Here is a 16,557-nt window from a genome sequence, read left to right on the forward strand (position 1 = left end):
CGCGATGTTAAGGGGAGGACCGTTCATGCTTTGGCAGTGCTAGGCACGAACGGTGGTTTATCTCTGGCTCTTGTGGCTTTATAAGGTAATCAGGGCGTCGCCGACCGTCACTGCGGAACCTTCCTTGATATGGACGATAGATACCGTGCCGCTGGTTTTGGAGCGAACTTCGGTTTCCATTTTCATGGCCTCCATGATCACGACTACATCGCCGGCTTTTACCGTGCCGCCAATACTGACATTGATCTTTAAGATATTTCCCGCCATTGGCGCTTGAACGATCGCGCCTCCGGAGTTGATTGGCTGAGCTGGTTCTGCAGGTGTTATTCCCGGCTTGATGTCGAATGTTGTTCCGCCCGGCGCAACCGAGACATTAAAGGTTTTGCCGTCAACGTTGACGCTATAGGTTTCGGCTTGACATGCGGTTTTTTGCGGTACGGTCGGAACGGGGACTGCAGGTTCGTTCGAAGGCGGGGCTTCGAAGGCTTCGGCCTGGCCGCGATGGCTAATGAATTTCCAGCCGATTTGGGCGAATAAGCCATAAATCAGAGCGTCTTCTTCGAGATTGTCGGCTAATGTTACGTCTTCGGCTTTCGCTTTGGCGCGGACTTCTTCGATTAATTTGTCCATTTCGGGTTCCAGCAAATCGGCTGGACGGCAGGTGATCGGTTTGGCGCCGACCAGCACCTTGGCTTGAAGCTCGGCATTAACCGGAGCCGGCGTAGCACCGTATTCGCCTTTCAGTACACCTGCAGATTCCTTGGTGATAGTTTTATAGCGCTCGCCGGTCAATACATTGATGACCGCTTGCGTGCCGACGATTTGCGATGTTGGTGTCACAAGTGGAATGAAGCCTAGGTCTTCTCGGACTCGCGGTATTTCTTCCAAGACCTCATCGAAGCGGTCTGCGGCATTTTGTTCCTTTAATTGGCTTTCCATGTTGGTCAGCATTCCGCCGGGTACTTGGCTAGTCAGGATGCGGCTGTCGACGCCTTTTAAATTGCCTTCGAAACGTGCGTATTTTTTGCGAATTTCTCGGAAATAGGCGGCAATGTCTTCTAATTTCTTGATGTTGAGTCCGGTATCTCTCGCTTGACCCTCAAGTGCGGCGACCATGGTTTCGGTAGGGCTGTGTCCGTAAGTCATGCTAAGCGAGGAAATTGCCGTGTCGACATTATCGATTCCGGCTTCCGCGGCTTTAATCAGCGTTCCGACGCTTAGCCCTGTCGTCGCATGGCAATGTAAGTGCACCGGAATCGATAAACTTTGCTTGAGGCGGCCAACTAACTCATAAGCGGCATAGGGCGTCAACAAGCCGGCCATATCCTTGATACAAACCGAATGCGCGCCCATGTCTTCGATTTGTTTGCCTTGATCGACCCACATGTCGAGCGTATGTACCGGACTGACCGTATAAGAAATGGTGCCTTGGGCGTGTTTGTCCGTGGCCAGTACCGCTTTTACCGCGCGCTCGATATTGCGCATATCGTTCATCGCGTCGAAAATTCGAAAGACGTCGATGCCGTTTACCGCGCAGCGTTCGACGAATTTATCGACGACATCGTCGGCATAATGCCGATAACCGAGAATATTTTGGCCGCGAAACAGCATTTGTTGCGGCGTGTTGGGCATCGCGGCCTTCAGTTGGCGAAGGCGTTCCCAGGGGTCTTCGCCCAAATAACGGATGCAGGCGTCGAATGTGGCGCCGCCCCAGGTTTCCAAAGACCAGTAGCCGACTTTGTCAAGTTTTTCACAGATCGGCAACATGTCTTCGATGCGAAGGCGTGTCGCCAGAATCGACTGGTGCGCGTCGCGTAATACGACTTCCGTGATTCCTAAAGGTTTGGTGTTGGCTGCTGTCATAGCTTGGGTTCTCCGTGGACCTTATGGGAGGTCAAATCATTAAAAGTTGATGCGACTTTAAGTTTTAACCAGGGCGTTCAATTAACTTCGGTTGCGAATAAAAAAGGCGCTTGGCTGCGAGTATGGTTAGTATCCGGAGTCCTACGGCAGATGCAAATGGGCTGAAATTAAAGTCGTTTGGCGTGCATTATATTGAAAAAACAAGGCAACATCATCTTGAATTGCTTTGCGGGAAAAATGAGCAGGCCTTGTTTATGAGAATATTCGAGGCTTAGGCGTTGCGGTTTTACTCCCTTTTGATCGAAAAACCGTCTAAGAATAAAAGGTATGGGATGTGTCTAACGAGGACCGTCGTGAACCCATTCATGGGGGCTTGACGGCAGCGATCGAACGCCAAGGATGGCGTGAATGCAGATTTTGCATGGAGCAAAAATCTGCCCTGTTGCCGACATCCTCGCTAGCCACACCCCATACCTTCATAAAGCTAGCCATTTTTTGAGTATAAAGGGAGTATGTCGTTTTCGCATCGGTTTCATAGCATAGGTTTATTTCATTATTATAGGGTTGAGAGATGATTGTTATGCTTGAAAGAGGTATCTCTTCGGTGCAAGTCCTTATGGCGCAATGATCGTCGCACCTAAATTGTGCTTTTGTTTATTAATACGCCCTAGAAAAGAGCGGTTGCTTTCATGTTGGTAGAGGTTTTATTTTCTTATATGTTGTTTGTTAAGGGTATTTCAATGGTGGCACATTATCTGCATTAGACAAGTTGGGTTGTATCTTTAATGCTACAATTTGCGTAAAACGCAACAAAAGCTACGCTTAAATCATGGCGAATCAATAGGTTTAGGGGTTTTAGTTAATAAGCAAGATTAATCTAAGTTAGTCGAATAACTGATTCACAAGAATGTTTTTCGATAGTTACTCTACTTAAAAAGGCGACACTTATGTACATAAATAAAAAGCAAAATGGTTGGCGATTGACTCTTGTAAGCGCGATACTGATGTCATCGGCGGCGCATGCTGAAGATAAAGGTCTCATTGAGAGTTTAACGGGTTCCGATATCAATAAAACCGCGCCGATGCGAGATTTGGGTTTGAAATTCGGCGGCTGGGTTTCGGGCGGTATAGCGGGTAATCCGCATGATCCGCGCGACAAGACTAATGGTCCGGTAACATTCAATAACCGTTCGAACGAATTCCATATGCATCAATTATATGGCTATATCGAAAAAGCGGTCGATACCGAGAGCAATAAGTGGGACTTGGGTTTTCGCGCAGATGTGGTTTACGGCGTGGATGCTGCTTATACGACACAGGCTAATTTCGACGATAATCTTGTCGTCGATTCTTCCTCGCGATTTTATAAGCTGGCATTTCCGCAAGTGTATGCCGAATTGTTTGCGCCGATCGGCAACGGTTTGACGACTAAGGTCGGTCACTTTTATACGATTATCGGCAATGAGGTGGTTACCGCGCCGGATAACTTCTTCTTTTCGCATGCTTATACGATGCAATATGGCGAACCGTTTACGCATACCGGCGTTTTAATGTCCTATCCTTTGACAAGTAACATCGAGTTGACGGGCGGGGTGGTCTCCGGTTGGGATTCATTCTTTCAGCAGCCTGCCAATTTCTTGGGCGGCGTGACTTATACGACCGACGATGAAAAAACAACATTGGCGGTTTCTTATATTACGGGCGATACCGTCGTTGCGGAAAGGGGCGACTCGGTTGATGGATCTAAAGTCGAGCGCCATCGTTCAATGTATAGTGTGGTGTTGTATCATGATTTTACCGACGAGCTGCACTATACCTTGCAGCACGATTTAGGTGTGCAAGACAATGTTTACCAAAGGGGCGGCGATTCCAAGTGGTATGGCGTCAATCAGTATTTAACTTACGACGTCAATGATCAATTGGCTACTGGTCTTCGTTTTGAATGGTTCCGTGATCAAGACGGGACTCAAGTTTCTGCCGCGGGCAATAAAAATCACTACTTCGCGATTACCGCGGGCGTGAATTATTCTCCGTTATCCTGGTTAATGATTAGACCTGAAGTCAGGTACGACTGGGTGACCGGCGCCAATGAATTCGATGCCGGTGCGGCCAGTGATCAAGTGCTGATATCTGCGGATGCGATCATTCGTTTCTAGGGTTTTGAAAACGGCCTCAAATGGTAACTTATACCCGTCGTAGATCAAAATTTGGCGCCTGGTTGTCCGCTAAAGGACGCCGTGAATACGTCCATGTAGTCTCTATGCCAGCTCCATGCTGGCAAAGCCTTTATTGGACACCCAGGCGCCTCCTCGGGCACTGCCGAAATTTGAAGTGCGAAAGGTATAAATACGTTCAAGGAGCTTTCGATTCTTTTTCTAGTGTTAAGAGAGGTGGCTCCCTTATGATCGAAAAACCATCTAAGAATAAAAGGCATGGGATGTGTCTATCGAGGTCCGTGTTGCCGACATCCTCGCTAGCCACACACCATATCTTCATAAAGTTAGCTATTTTTTGAGTATAAAGGCAGTAGTAAGGTCCTTTATTTTTAGTCTAAATAGGGGGATAAAAGCGGATTTTGATCCAACAAAATCCGCCAACCACTTCAGTGCCCAAGCTATCCAGTGAGTTTTTTTGTTATACCCATCGCAGATCAAAATTCGGAACCAGGGGGCCGTCAAAGGGCGCCGTAAATACGTCCATTTAGGCAAAGCCTTTGCCGAGCACCCTGGTGCCTCCTTAAGCATCGCCGAAATTTGAAGTGTGAAAGGTATAACTCCCCTTAAAATTCAGAAAGTTCCTCAGCCATCTGTCGGTGAAACTCGGCCATTTTGCGACTATCTTCGGCTGCTACTTCTAGGTCTCTTGTCATCTTGGCGGCTTGCGATTTCAGTCCATGAATCCTTTTGCCTTGCTTCCAAGGTCGGGCTCTGTATTCCCTGAGCATTTGCCGTTCTTCTTCTGCATTAGCTTCCAGGGTTTTTGCAACTTCATCGTAATGTTCGGCCAAACGCAAATGGTCTTCGCGCGTTTGCGCTGTTTTTACGGCATGCGCCCAGTTAGAGGACGTTGTAGGTTGAGAAGCGCAAGCCGTTAACATGGTCGAAACACAAAAAATTAAAAGAATTTTTTTCATTGTCATCAATATTTTCCTGTAACTGAAGATTCCCACAAATTATAAGAACTGCTGAGACCCGGGGGCAACCTACAAGTTCAATTCTTAATGAATGGGCATGAGATAAGTTAGGCCGCTGACTCCGCGATTTTTGTTCGTATTGAAGGAGCGCAAACAGGCCTTAAAGATTTGGTCGTAAATAACTTCCCCATTTTAAGGGGCGGTTGCTCAATTGGCAGGTGTCGGCGGCTCAGCGTCCTGTCAAACGAGTCACTGAATATCCACACAGCCTACTACTTATAGAAGTTATTTTGTGAGCATTCCTTAATTTTGAGTATAAAGTGAGTGTTATGGAAATAAGGAGGGTGGGAAGGGGGGGGTTAAATGTTTATGCAAATGATATTGATTACTATTAGCACTTGTTGTATTGTATTCGCTAATTTTTTTGATCTATAAAAATCATTCCGGCTTGCTTCCGGTTATAAAACAATCAATATCATTTGTGGGGGAGTTATGTTTCATTCGAAACGCGTCATTGGGTCGTTATCTTTGGCCTGTTTATCATTTGGGATAGCGCCTCAGGCGCAAGGTGTCGATAAGGATGCTCCGCCGACCGTGCTCGATACGGTTAAGATTATCGGCGACCCTGACAAGGCTCGGGATATGCCTGCGTCGGCACATTACATCGATACTAGCGATATTCGCGATCAAACCTATAGCGATATCAATCGAATTTTACGTAAGGCCCCCGGCGTTAATATCCGCGAAGAGGACGGTTTCGGTCTGTTTCCTAACATCAGTTTCCGCGGGGTCGATACGACGCGCAGTGCAAAAATTACTGTGATGGAAGACGGCGTGTTGACGGCGCCGGCCCCTTATTCAGCGCCTGCCGCTTATTTTAATCCGGCCGGCGGTCGTATGAGCGGCATCGAGGTTATGAAAGGCGGCAGTCAGGTCAAATACGGTCCGCATATTACCGGCGGGGTGTTGAACTATCTGTCAACGCCGATTCCCGAAGACGGCAAGGCTTATCTGAAGACGATTTACGGCAGTTACGATGAAGTCCGCTCGCACGGTTATGTCGGCAACACTCATGATACCGAGTTCGGCCGCTTCGGTTATCTGGTCGAGGGTTTTTATCGGCGGTCCGACGGCTTCAAGACGATCGATTCGACTACAGGTTTTGAAGGGAGTGATAGGACCGGTTTTTCACAAGTTGAACCGATGATTCGCTTATCCTGGGAGCCGAATACCGAAATGTACCAAAGGCTCGAGGTCAAGTTCGGTTATTCGAACATGGATGCCGACGAAACTTATCTCGGCTTGAGTGAAGCCGATTTTAGAAACGATCCGTATCGGCGCTATGCGGCATCACGATTCGATAATATCACGACCGAGCATTTCAGAGGCTTCGCGCGGTATTTCATTTCGCCGACCGACGACTTGGATATCGTCACGACGGCTTACTATAGCGAATTCGCAAGGAATTGGAGTAAATTGCATGATATTCGTGGAGGGGCGTCGGGGAATATGGGCTTGGCCAGTGCATTGGCAGGCGCAAATGGCGGGTTGGGCTTGGATTGTCTTAAGGGTCGTGTGAACTGTGGGCTTCGGGTCCGGGACAACAATCGCGAATATTACCTTGGAGGTGTCGAATCGGTAGCGAACTATCGAATCGATTTAGGCGCTACGCATCATGAGCTAAGCGGCGGTTTTCGATATCACGAAGATGGAGAGAAAAGGCATCAGCATCAAATTACGTATTCTCAAGATGCCAATGGCGTGATTACCGGGAACAATTTCGGTGACCGGCTGGATACATTACCCGGTGGTCAAAATAATGCTAAAAGCGATACGCGCGCCTATGCCTTTTTCCTAAAGGATCGTATCGAATTCGGTAATTGGGGCTTTACGCCTGGTATTCGTTACGAGCATCTTTATCAAGAATATAAGAAGCACGTTCCTTTGGATAGACAACGAACCGTGGCCGATACAGTCTCCACATCCTTCGATTTGTATGCTGGCGGAGCAAGTCTCGATTATAAATTCAATGATGAATGGATGGTATTCGGTAGCGTTCATCGAGGGTTTTCTCCGCCCGGACCTTCCGACATAGAAGCCAAAAGAGAGGCCGAAACGAATAATGCTTACGAATTGGGAATGCGTTTTGCAAAAGGAGCGTTTTCTGCCGAAGTTATCGGATTCTATACGCAATTCGAAAACTTGATCGTGGTGAACAGTATCGGTGGTGCCGGAGCTGATTTTGGTGAAAACTTCGGGGAAGTCGATACCCGAGGCGTCGAACTGGCGCTTAATTTCGATGCAGGACAGGCTTTCGGCTGGGGTTTCCGTAATCCTTACTTCGTTTCCTTTACCTACACCGATACCGTCCAATTAAACGATGCGGCCTCGACCGACGCCGAATCGATTTTCAGCTTCGGCAAAAAAGGCAATCGCGTGCCTTATATCCCCGAATATGCGGTCAGTTTCGGCAGCGGTATTCATTTCGACAAATGGGGTTTCGACGTGACCGGCAACTATGTCGGTGAAACGTATACCAGCGCGAGCAATACATCCCTGCAAATAGACGGCAATGGCAATCCCGATTCGCGTTTCGGTAAAACAGACGACTATGTCATCGTCGATGTTTCGGCCTATTACCAGGTGACGAAAGGCATAAAATTGCTCGGCGGCGTACAAAATGCCAATAATGAAGAGTACAACGTTTCGAGGCAGCCCTACGGCCCCCGCCCCGGCATGCCGATTTTCGCCTACGGCGGTTTCGAGCTAGACTTCGATATTTAAGTTTGTCTTGACCGGCCCGGAGCGGGCCGGTTTTAGAGTGGTCTTTCCTAAATCTAACACAAGGATGTGCCTTTTTTCTCGATTAGCGAGCGTTAGTCGCTAAGCATGACTCCGCCTGCCCAAGCGAAAAATAGAAGTCCACCAATTCTGGCGCTGATTGCGGCATTGAATGGGCTTAATTTTTCGGGCGTTATGATCAAGGTTAATACCAGCATGCCGGTAATGTTCATCAGGCCGACCGAAAACATCACGAGCATTTCGGCCCAGCAACAGCCCAAACAAACAACTCCATGTTGTATGCCCATTCGATAAGCGCCCATTGCTCCATCGCGCCATCGGTTCATTAAAAATCCTACCGGGCTTTGGCAATAGCTTAGGCAAGCATTTTTAGTCGGGGAAAACTGATAGGCGCCGGCCATTACTAATATCGCAATCGCGAGAATCCGATTGTTGTTGTCCATCATTGGAGACAGCCAGAGCAGGCCGTGCATTTGCCACTGCAATAGCGCTAAAACAATGCTGAATAAAAGCCAGATGCTCAAATAGCCGAGCACGAACAGCGGGGATAAACGAAAAAGGTTTTGACCTCGTTTGCGGCAAATGGTGGCAAATGCCATCACGGTCGGAAATGCGGAAGGAAGCATCATCGCGATCATCATGACGGCCCACATAGAAAAGACGATACCGAAATCGAAGGCCGACCATGCTGAAGTCGCGGAGGGCGCATCCACATTTCCGTCATTGGCGTTTCGGACATGTAGCGGTATTGCCAGAATACTCCGGCCCATGCCATGAGATTGACGGCCAGTAAGGCCGCAAACAGCGTATTTTGGGTTCGGGTCACGGCTTAGGGGTGGTATTCGAAATCGGAATAAAAGCCGTTGCGTTCCGAGAAGGTCCAGTCGTATTGGTAATCTTTATAACGGTAATGTTTGGAGCGTGCGACGATCGAGGCGTGTGAAGGAACCACGCACAGAGGCGGATTGCTGATTGTCGATTCGCCGCCGGATATGCCTTGAATGCTTTCGATTTCGGCTTCGGCGATGCCCGGAATGCTCAGGCGGCGTTGGTTTTTTTCGGACGAATAGTGTATCGGCGTTTTTTCGATGCCAAGTACTTCACTAACTAAACTCATCAAAATTTGCGGATGCCCGCCCGCGCGGCCGCCGAATATTTCGGTAATCGCGTTTGCTTGGTTGTCGTCGGCGCGGTCGTCGATGTAGAGAGCGGCTTGCCAGTTGCCTTCGATCATCGTCCCTGGCGAGTAGCAGGCCAGGACTACATTAAGATTGTCGAGCGTAATCTGTTGGTAATGGCCTGTCTCGATATGCCAAGCGACCAGTAATTTACAGGCGCCTTCGCTAGGAGGTTTTAGCCAGATGCAAGGGCAGGCGGTTTCGCAGTTACAAGCTTCGAAATAGCGCCTTGTAAATGCCAAGTTTTATCGGTCTGGTTCATAACGTTCTGTCAAAAAGATTCTTTAAAAGGTCGCAAGTCGAGCTCGTGCGTCCAAGCGCTCCGATGTTGTTGATGCATCGCCCAATAGGTGTCGGCGATTGCATCGAGTTGCATCAAGCCTTCCGGGCCCTTTTGTGCGACAAATTCGGGGAATTGCTTTCTGGCTCGTTCGCCGTCGATCACGCCGTCGAGAATCGTATGCACGACGTGAATCCCGCGCGGCGAGAATTCTCGCGCCATACCTTGCGCCAAGGCTCTAAGTCCGGCTTTGGCGGAAGCAAAAGCGGTAAACGGCGGTTTTGCTCTCAGTGAAGCGGTGGCGCCTGTAAAAAACAGCGTACCTTTGCCGCGTTCGAGCATGAGAGAGACGGCTTCCTTGCCGAATAAAAATCCACCCAAACAATTTTGCTGCCACAAACGAGCGAATGTTTCGTTTTCGGTTTCCAAAAGTGGGCTACGAATATTGCTGTCGACATTGTAGGCGGCAATTTCGAGTGGATAACCCTGTAAGGCTATCGTTTCGAAAAGATGCGCGATGTCATGTTCAACCGTTGCATCGGCGACGACTAAGGTGGCCGATCCGCCTTGTTGGCGGATGGTTTTGACCACATGTAGCAGCTTATCCTCACTTCGGCCTGCAATAAAAACGTGCAAGCCTTTTGATGAAAAACATTTGGCGAGTGTGGCGCCCAATCCTTGTTCCGGACCTACCCCAATAACTACGGCTGAACATGGCTGCTGCATCGTTATGCGCGTCCCGCCGCAGTCGCTTCGGGAACTTCTATCAATTTACCGTCTTTGACGTCATAGATATAGCCGTAAATCGGAATATCGGACGGTACCAGCGGGCTGTTTCTGATGCGCATCACGTCCTCCGTCACGCTTTGCGCCTGATCCTTGATGGTCAGCCAATTGATGTATTTGCCGTCGGTGCAACCGGGCCCTTCGCAACTGTCATGCCAGCCATCGGCATCGACCGAGGCGGTTTTTAGACTGCTAGATAATAAATCGCCCATAATTTCATTCGTGAAGGTTTCCATACCGCAATCGGTGTGATGGATTACGAACCATTCTCGGGTACCCAAGAGTTTGTAGGAAATAACTAGCGAACGGATTGCGTCGTCGCTGGCGCGTCCGCCGGCATTGCGGATGACGTGAGCGTCGCCTTCGGAAAGGCCGGCGTATTTAGCGGGGTCGAGACGAGCATCCATGCAGGTCAAGATTGCGAAACGACGTCCCGGCGGCATCGGCAGGTCGCCTTTGTCGAAACTATTGGCGTATTCGCGGTTGGCAAGTAAAACTTCATTCAATACATTGCTCATGTGTTTCTCCTCATTATCGTTGTTTTAATAGTGCTTCGTTATTATCGTCTGCGTATTTAGTATAAATGGGTTGGGTTTCCAAAGGATTAAGCGCAGGCTGATATTTTAAATTGGGACTCATTTCAAAAGGTTTATCTTATAAAGTCAGGCATTTTGCATGCCATCGAATCGCAAAATTATAAGGTTTGTGAATACAATGGGTTAGAAAGTTTCCTGGGAAATATTGTGAAATTATGGTTCAATTAGTGAAATTAGATTTCACACGAGAGCCGCATGAATGAGACTTCATTTTCCGATTTAACGCCAACCTTTTTTTTACAGACTTTTGTGTTGGAGTTGATGCATGCTGCCGAACAGCAAGGCAAAACTCATAGCGAGGAGCTTATCGAATACATCGCTCGAACTGCGGGAAGGTTTTTTGAAGAAACTTATCGAGAAGAGCGCAATATCAAAGATGCGTTGGAACTGGAAAGTTATATCGAGTTAATTGTTGGGTTAAAAAATAAAATCGGCGGTGGGTTTTCTCTGGTCTCGGCGGATAGTCAATGTGTTCGGGTTAAAAATAGTTGCTGTCCCTTTGGGGAAGGGGTTACGCACTTTCCCGAATTATGCCGGATGACCTCTAGTGTTTTCGGCGGGATTGCGGCCAGAAACTTCGGTTATGCCAAGGTGGAAATCGCTAAGAGCATCGCTCGTAAGGACGGCGGCTGCGATGTGTCGGTATATCTGAATGAGGAAGAGGCAAAAGGACGTCCGGGGCTTGAATATGGTCATCGAAATAGTGAAGAAGGTGAGAAGGATATGACGGATTTACATTCTCGCATTGAAGAGAGCATGCAAAAAATATGGCGATTGAAATCGCCAAGGCCTACTAAAAAGCAGCCGCCCGTTATAGTGGCAAAATCTCCGGTCATGCAAAAAGTATTGCAGGCGATTGAAAAAATTGCGCCGACTGTTGCGACGGTGTTGATTCAAGGGGAAACCGGGGTTGGTAAAGAGTTAGTTGCGCGCGCTATTCATGCGATGAGCTGGCGTAGTGGTCAAGCTTTCATGGCAATTAATTGCGGTGCGATTCCCGATACCTTAATAGAGAGTGCGTTATTCGGGCATGAAAAAGGGGCATTTACCGGGGCGGTGGAGATCCAGCAAGGTGTTTTTGAGCGCGCCGATGGCGGTACGCTGTTTCTAGATGAGGTGGATTCGTTGTCTGCGGCCGCACAGACCCGTCTGTTAAGAGTGGTGCAAGAGGGTGAGTTGGAGCGCGTTGGTGGAAAAAAAACCATTGAGGTCGATGTGCGTTTGATTTCTGCGACAAATCAGGATTTGCAGGAGCGTGTCGAGCAGGGCTTGTTTCGGAAAGACTTGTTTTATCGTTTGAATGTGGTGAGGTTATCTATTCCGCCATTGGCGCAAAGAGGGGAGGATTTTCCGTATTTGGTTCAGGTTATCTTGAAAAGGTTGGGCGAAAAATATAATAAAACGGTGCTTTCGGTTAGCCGGGGCGTGATGCAAAAGATTCGCGCTTATCATTGGCCCGGTAATGTCAGAGAGTTGGAGAATGTATTGGAGCGTGCGGTTTTGTTTGTATCCGGCTCCGAAATTACGCAGCTTGATCTGGAGATGCCCTCTCCTGAGGCGGTTGGCGATAATTGGCGAGACATCAAGGAAGGCGTAGTCGCGGATGCGGAGCGGAATTTTTTGCAAGCGTCTTTACGCCAGCATCGCGGTGATGTCAAAAAGGTGGCTGCAGCGATGGATCTGACGCCGAGAGCGGTGTACGGAAAGCTAAAAAAGTACGGAATGGATGCCGGTCAATTTCGCGTTAATCCGGGTTTGGATGTCGATGGTTAATAATTTCGCTGAACCGAAAATTCGGCGAGAGCAATCAGGGCGGCCTTGTAAGTTGAGTCAGGTAATATGGTTAGTGCGTCGATTGCTTTTTGGGCTTCTTCGTGGGCTCTTTGTTCGGTGTAGGCGATAGCTTGGGTTTTTTGTACGACGGTATAGACTTCTTGAAAGGCGTCGCGGTCGCCGGTTTTGATTGCGTCTATGATGATTTGCGTTTCTTCGGGGGTGCCGACTTGAATTGCATGAATCAACGGTAGTGTGGGCTTGCCTTCGGCCAGGTCGTCGCCGAGATTCTTACCGAGTTCTTCCTTGGTGGCTTTGTAGTCGAGGGCGTCGTCGATTAATTGAAAAGCGATGCCAAGATGTTGTCCGTATCGTGCGAGGTTGTCTTCAATTTCCGGGGCGCTTTGCGAAATTACTGCGCCGAGTCGCGTGGCGGCGCTGAATAAAATTGCGGTTTTGCGCGAGATGACCTCAAGATATTTGGCTTCGGTGGTCTCCGGGTTGTTGCAGTTAAGTAGTTGCAATACCTCGCCTTCGGCAATCGCGGTCGTGGTTTTGGATAGGATCTCCATTACGCGCATGTTGTTGGTTCTTACCATCATTTCAAAGGCGCTCGAATACAGGTAGTCGCCTACTAAAACGCTGGCAGCATTGCCCCAAACCGCATTAGCGGATTCCTTGCCGCGTCGTAATTCCGATTCGTCCACCACGTCGTCATGCAGTAAAGTTGCGGTATGGATGAATTCAATGACTGCGGCTAAAATGAGATGATGATTATGGATTGGGCCGAGCGCTTTGGCTGCCAATAATAGTAACATCGGGCGCAAACGCTTGCCGCCGTTGCCGACAATATAATGGCCTACTTGATTAATGAGAATGACATCGGAGCTTAACTCGTCGAGGATTAGCTGGTCGACCGCTTTAGTTTCCTCGGTTGTGAGTTCCTTGATAGTGTTGAAATCCGGATGTTGCTTAGTATTCGGGCTAAGGTTGGTTTGGGATGCCATGAGTCGATGAGTGCTCAATAATGTCAATTAAAGTTTGATTCGGGTGTGCTGCCCGTGAAATCCGATTAATAAAGTTATTTTCGGGTAAAGGCTAAGATAACTGACCATGCTATTGAATAAAGTATATTGGTGTCAATAGCTTTGTTGTGTTATTTTATGCATTGCAATCGAATAGTTCGTTGGATATAAGTTTGACGTAACTTTTTTTTAAAAATATAATTGTCTGTTTACTTTTAACAGATAGTTGCTTGATGGAGCTGACGCGGATGTATGCGGTAATTCAAACAGGTGGAAAACAGTACCGGGTTGAGGAAGGTGCGACCTTAAAAATAGAAAAACTTGAGCTGGGAACAGGCGATAGCGTTGAATTCGATAAAGTGCTGATGGTTCAGTCGGGTGATGCTGTAAAAGTCGGTCAGCCTTATGTCGAAGGCGGCAAGGTTACGGCGACTGTGGTGTCTCAAGGTAGGCACAAAAAAATCAAAATTATTAAATTCAGAAGACGTAAGCACCATATGAAGCAAATGGGGCATCGTCAGTATTTCACAGAAGTCCAGATTACTGGTATTTCTGCTTAAATTTTTTTGGGAGTAGGGTAATGGCTCATAAGAAAGCGGGTGGTAGTACTCGGAACGGTCGCGATTCCAATGCAAAACGCTTGGGTGTTAAAATGTTCGGCGGCCAAGTCGTAAAAGCGGGAAATATTATCGTGCGTCAGCGCGGCACTAAATTTCATGCGGGCGATAATGTTAGCTGCGGTAGAGATCATACTTTATTTGCAACGGCAGAGGGCAAAATCGTTTTTCAGGTCAAAGGGCCTAATAAACGCAAGTTTGTCAGTATTGTTGCTGCATAAGACGTTGCGCCGCATTCGCGGCAAGCAGTGTTTAATGAAAAGCCTCGCCCTTCAAGGTGGGGCTTTTTTGTTTGTGAACGGATGAAGATGCGACGTGTAAGCGATGAAATTTGTTGATGATGCGGTGATTCGGGTTGAGGCGGGTGATGGCGGCAATGGCGCTGTCGGTTTTCGTCGTGAAAAGTTTATTCCGAAAGGCGGGCCGGATGGTGGTGACGGAGGTGATGGCGGTAGTGTCTATTTGGTGGCTACCGAAAACGTTAATACCTTGGTGGATTTTCGTTATCAGCCGGTGCATAGGGCGCAGCGAGGGCAAAACGGTATGGCCCGCAACTGTACCGGTAAGAAAGGTGAGGATTGCTTGGTGCCTGTGCCGCCCGGAACCTTGGTGACTGAGGCTGAAACCGGTGAGGTTTTGGGTGAGTTGGTCAAGGCGGGTGAGCGGTTACTGGTCGCTCAAGGCGGTTTTCATGGTCTGGGAAATACGCGGTTCAAGAGTAGCATTAATCGTACGCCGATGCAGGCGACGAAAGGGACGCCGGGCGAGCATCGTATGCTCAAGCTGGAATTGACTCTGATTGCCGATGTCGGGCTTTTGGGTTTGCCCAATGCCGGTAAATCCAGTCTGATACGAGCGGTGTCGTCGGCTCGTCCGAAAGTCGCCGATTATCCCTTTACGACTTTGCATCCGAATTTGGGCGTGGTTAGGGTCGATGATTTGCGCAGTTTCGTTATCGCCGATATTCCCGGTGTAATCGAGGGTGCGGCCGAAGGTGCCGGATTGGGCTTGCAGTTTTTAAAGCACTTATCGCGTACCGGATTGTTGCTGCATTTGATCGATGTAATGCCTTATGAATCGATGGATTCGCCGGTGGTGTCGGCGCGTAAGATTATTCGGGAGGTGAAGTCGTGGAGTGATGATTTGGCCGATAAGCCTCGCTGGTTGGTGCTGAATAAAATCGACAGGCTTGAACCCGATTCGGTTGAACAGTATTGCCAGGCTATTGTCGACGAATTGGAGTGGCAGGGGCCCGTGTTCAAGGTTTCGGCCTTGCAGGGTGAAGGAACGCGTGAATTGATGTTTGCGATCATGATTTTTTTGGAAGAGCGACGGCGGGGCGACAGTGAGCAGAAGTGATTTTGCTAAAACGAAAAGGGTAGTGGTCAAGATCGGTAGTTCTTTATTGACCGCCGGCGGGCGAGGTCTCAACAAGGAGGCGATTGCGGCTTGGGTCGAGCAAATGGCAAGTTTGCGCGCGCGCGGCATCGAAGTGATTTTGGTGTCTTCGGGGGCGGTGGCCGAGGGTATGGCTCGTTTGGGTTTGAGGGTTCGTCCGAAAACATTGCATGAATTGCAGGCGGCGGCTTCGGTGGGGCAGATGGGGTTGGTCCGAGTTTTTGAAAATAATTTTCAGCAACACGGATTGCATGCGGCTCAGGTTTTGTTGACGCATGATGACTTGTCGGATCGGCGGCGTTATTTAAATGCCAGAAGCACGCTGTTGGCGCTGCTCAAATTCGGTGTCGTGCCGGTAATTAATGAAAATGACGCGGTGGCGACTGAAGAAATTCGTTTCGGCGATAACGATACATTGGGTGCGTTGGTGGCGAACCTTATTGAAGCCGAGTTGTTGATTATCTTAACTGATCAGCAAGGGTTGTTTACCGCTGATCCCGGTGTCGATCCGGCTGCGCGTTTGGTTTCGGAGATCAATGTGAATGATGCCAGTCTCGATACCATGGCTGGAGATAGTCGTAGCGGGCTTGGTCGAGGAGGGATGTATACCAAGGTGCGTGCGGCAAGATTGGCTTCGCGTTCCGGCGCGGCCACGGTGATTGCGGCCGGTGTCGCGGAGAACGTGATTGCTGAAGTCGTTGCGGGTAAATTGATTGGTACCTATATGGTGCCGAGTATTGGGCCGTTATTGGCGAGAAAGCGTTGGTTGGCCGGGCAGTTGCAGGTCAAGGGACGTCTGGAATTGGATGACGGTGCGGTGAGGGTTTTAAGGGATGCCGGCAAAAGCTTGTTGGCGGTGGGGGTAAAAAACGTAATCGGCGGGTTTCAGCGCGGCGAATTGGTTTCTTGCGTGAGTGCTCAAGGGATGGAGGTTGCGCGAGGGTTGATTAATTATAGCGCGGAAGATGTGAGAAAAGTTGTCGGAAGGCCGAGTTCGGAATTCGAGCGTATTCTCGGGTATGCAGACGATGAGGAATTAATTCATCGTGACAATATGGTGGTGATGTAAGGGGGGTAAAAAGCCGAAGGGCGTTGCATTCGGCTTT

General features: G+C 48.9%; 14 protein-coding genes. 7 read left to right on the forward strand and 7 right to left on the reverse strand.

Annotation, left to right across the window (positions count from 1 at the left end; genetic code table 11):
- Positions 1-78: 78 nt before the first annotated feature.
- Positions 79-1,863, reverse strand: coding sequence for a sodium-extruding oxaloacetate decarboxylase subunit alpha (oadA, locus tag METBU_RS0118385; RefSeq protein WP_017842019.1), 1,785 nt, complete (start codon positions 1,861-1,863; stop codon positions 79-81).
- A gap of 947 nt (positions 1,864-2,810) precedes the next feature.
- Here oadA and METBU_RS0118390 point away from each other — a divergent pair.
- Positions 2,811-4,019 (forward strand): porin, encoded by a 1,209-nt coding sequence (locus METBU_RS0118390; RefSeq protein ID WP_017842020.1) that lies wholly within the window; start codon positions 2,811-2,813, stop codon positions 4,017-4,019.
- Positions 4,020-4,642: 623 nt separating this feature from the next.
- On the opposite strand, the gene METBU_RS0118405 is transcribed toward METBU_RS0118390, so the two are convergent.
- Positions 4,643-5,002, reverse strand: a complete 360-nt coding sequence (locus METBU_RS0118405; RefSeq protein WP_017842023.1) for a hypothetical protein — start codon at positions 5,000-5,002, stop codon at positions 4,643-4,645.
- 486 nt (positions 5,003-5,488) lie between these two features.
- Between METBU_RS0118405 and METBU_RS0118410 the strand changes: the two genes are divergently transcribed.
- Complete coding sequence (locus tag METBU_RS0118410) at positions 5,489-7,780, forward strand: TonB-dependent receptor family protein (RefSeq protein WP_017842024.1); 2,292 nt, start codon at positions 5,489-5,491, stop codon at positions 7,778-7,780.
- A 92-nt stretch (positions 7,781-7,872) separates the two neighbouring features.
- Here METBU_RS0118410 and METBU_RS24680 read toward each other — a convergent pair whose 3' ends face one another.
- From METBU_RS24680 to METBU_RS0118430, 4 genes are read right to left on the reverse strand one after another with little or no spacing between them, the layout of a single operon-like run.
- Positions 7,873-8,568: a DUF2182 domain-containing protein gene (locus tag METBU_RS24680; RefSeq protein ID WP_085986406.1), complete on the reverse strand. Its 696-nt coding sequence runs from the start codon at positions 8,566-8,568 to the stop codon at positions 7,873-7,875.
- 59 nt (positions 8,569-8,627) lie between these two features.
- A complete protein-coding gene (locus METBU_RS0118420) occupies positions 8,628-9,218 on the reverse strand; it encodes a DUF1326 domain-containing protein (RefSeq protein WP_017842025.1) in 591 nt (196 codons plus the stop codon).
- A 29-nt stretch (positions 9,219-9,247) separates the two neighbouring features.
- The gene (locus METBU_RS0118425) at positions 9,248-9,982 is read right to left on the reverse strand and encodes an SDR family NAD(P)-dependent oxidoreductase (RefSeq protein WP_017842026.1); all 735 of its coding nucleotides are present in this window, start codon (positions 9,980-9,982) and stop codon (positions 9,248-9,250) included.
- Positions 9,983-9,984: 2 nt separating this feature from the next.
- Positions 9,985-10,560 (reverse strand): beta-class carbonic anhydrase, encoded by a 576-nt coding sequence (locus METBU_RS0118430; RefSeq protein WP_017842027.1) that lies wholly within the window; start codon positions 10,558-10,560, stop codon positions 9,985-9,987.
- A 273-nt stretch (positions 10,561-10,833) separates the two neighbouring features.
- Between METBU_RS0118430 and METBU_RS0118435 the strand changes: the two genes are divergently transcribed.
- Positions 10,834-12,411, forward strand: a complete 1,578-nt coding sequence (locus METBU_RS0118435) for a sigma 54-interacting transcriptional regulator (protein ID WP_017842028.1) — start codon at positions 10,834-10,836, stop codon at positions 12,409-12,411.
- On the opposite strand, the gene ispB is transcribed toward METBU_RS0118435, so the two are convergent.
- Positions 12,408-13,418, reverse strand: a complete 1,011-nt coding sequence (ispB, locus tag METBU_RS0118440) for an octaprenyl diphosphate synthase (RefSeq protein WP_017842029.1) — start codon at positions 13,416-13,418, stop codon at positions 12,408-12,410. The two genes, METBU_RS0118435 and ispB, sit on opposite strands and share 4 nt — an antisense overlap.
- A gap of 266 nt (positions 13,419-13,684) precedes the next feature.
- Here ispB and rplU point away from each other — a divergent pair, with 266 nt between their 5' ends.
- The 4 genes from rplU (at position 13,685) to proB (ending at position 16,520) form a co-directional block, all read left to right on the forward strand.
- Complete coding sequence (gene rplU / locus METBU_RS0118445) at positions 13,685-13,996, forward strand: 50S ribosomal protein L21 (RefSeq protein WP_017842030.1); 312 nt, start codon at positions 13,685-13,687, stop codon at positions 13,994-13,996.
- 20 nt (positions 13,997-14,016) lie between these two features.
- Positions 14,017-14,274, forward strand: coding sequence for a 50S ribosomal protein L27 (gene rpmA / locus METBU_RS0118450; protein ID WP_014150001.1), 258 nt, complete (start codon positions 14,017-14,019; stop codon positions 14,272-14,274).
- A 103-nt stretch (positions 14,275-14,377) separates the two neighbouring features.
- The gene (gene cgtA / locus METBU_RS0118455; RefSeq protein WP_017842031.1) at positions 14,378-15,412 is read left to right on the forward strand and encodes an Obg family GTPase CgtA; all 1,035 of its coding nucleotides are present in this window, start codon (positions 14,378-14,380) and stop codon (positions 15,410-15,412) included.
- Positions 15,399-16,520: a glutamate 5-kinase gene (proB, locus tag METBU_RS0118460; protein WP_026130319.1), complete on the forward strand. Its 1,122-nt coding sequence runs from the start codon at positions 15,399-15,401 to the stop codon at positions 16,518-16,520. Before cgtA ends, proB begins: the two co-directional genes overlap by 14 nt.
- Positions 16,521-16,557: the final 37 nt, after the last annotated feature.

It is taken from the genome of Methylotuvimicrobium buryatense 5G (assembly GCF_000341735.1).
Lineage (GTDB): Bacteria > Pseudomonadota > Gammaproteobacteria > Methylococcales > Methylomonadaceae > Methylotuvimicrobium > Methylotuvimicrobium buryatense.

Excerpts from the sequence above, each read along its gene's own strand:
- METBU_RS0118410 (WP_017842024.1), top strand. The coding sequence starts at position 5,489 with ATGTTTCATTCGAAACGCGTCATTGGGTCGTTATCTTTGGCCTGTTTA.
- METBU_RS0118405 (WP_017842023.1), bottom strand. The coding sequence starts at position 5,002 with ATGACAATGAAAAAAATTCTTTTAATTTTTTGTGTTTCGACCATGTTA.
- METBU_RS0118435 (WP_017842028.1), top strand. The coding sequence starts at position 10,834 with ATGAATGAGACTTCATTTTCCGATTTAACGCCAACCTTTTTTTTACAG.
- METBU_RS24680 (WP_085986406.1), bottom strand. The coding sequence starts at position 8,568 with ATGGGCCGGAGTATTCTGGCAATACCGCTACATGTCCGAAACGCCAAT.
- METBU_RS0118390 (WP_017842020.1), top strand. The coding sequence starts at position 2,811 with ATGTACATAAATAAAAAGCAAAATGGTTGGCGATTGACTCTTGTAAGC.
- cgtA (WP_017842031.1), top strand. The coding sequence starts at position 14,378 with ATGAAATTTGTTGATGATGCGGTGATTCGGGTTGAGGCGGGTGATGGC.
- rpmA (WP_014150001.1), top strand. The coding sequence starts at position 14,017 with ATGGCTCATAAGAAAGCGGGTGGTAGTACTCGGAACGGTCGCGATTCC.
- METBU_RS0118425 (WP_017842026.1), bottom strand. The coding sequence starts at position 9,982 with ATGCAGCAGCCATGTTCAGCCGTAGTTATTGGGGTAGGTCCGGAACAA.
- METBU_RS0118430 (WP_017842027.1), bottom strand. The coding sequence starts at position 10,560 with ATGAGCAATGTATTGAATGAAGTTTTACTTGCCAACCGCGAATACGCC.
- oadA (WP_017842019.1), bottom strand. The coding sequence starts at position 1,863 with ATGACAGCAGCCAACACCAAACCTTTAGGAATCACGGAAGTCGTATTA.
- rplU (WP_017842030.1), top strand. The coding sequence starts at position 13,685 with ATGTATGCGGTAATTCAAACAGGTGGAAAACAGTACCGGGTTGAGGAA.
- ispB (WP_017842029.1), bottom strand. The coding sequence starts at position 13,418 with ATGGCATCCCAAACCAACCTTAGCCCGAATACTAAGCAACATCCGGAT.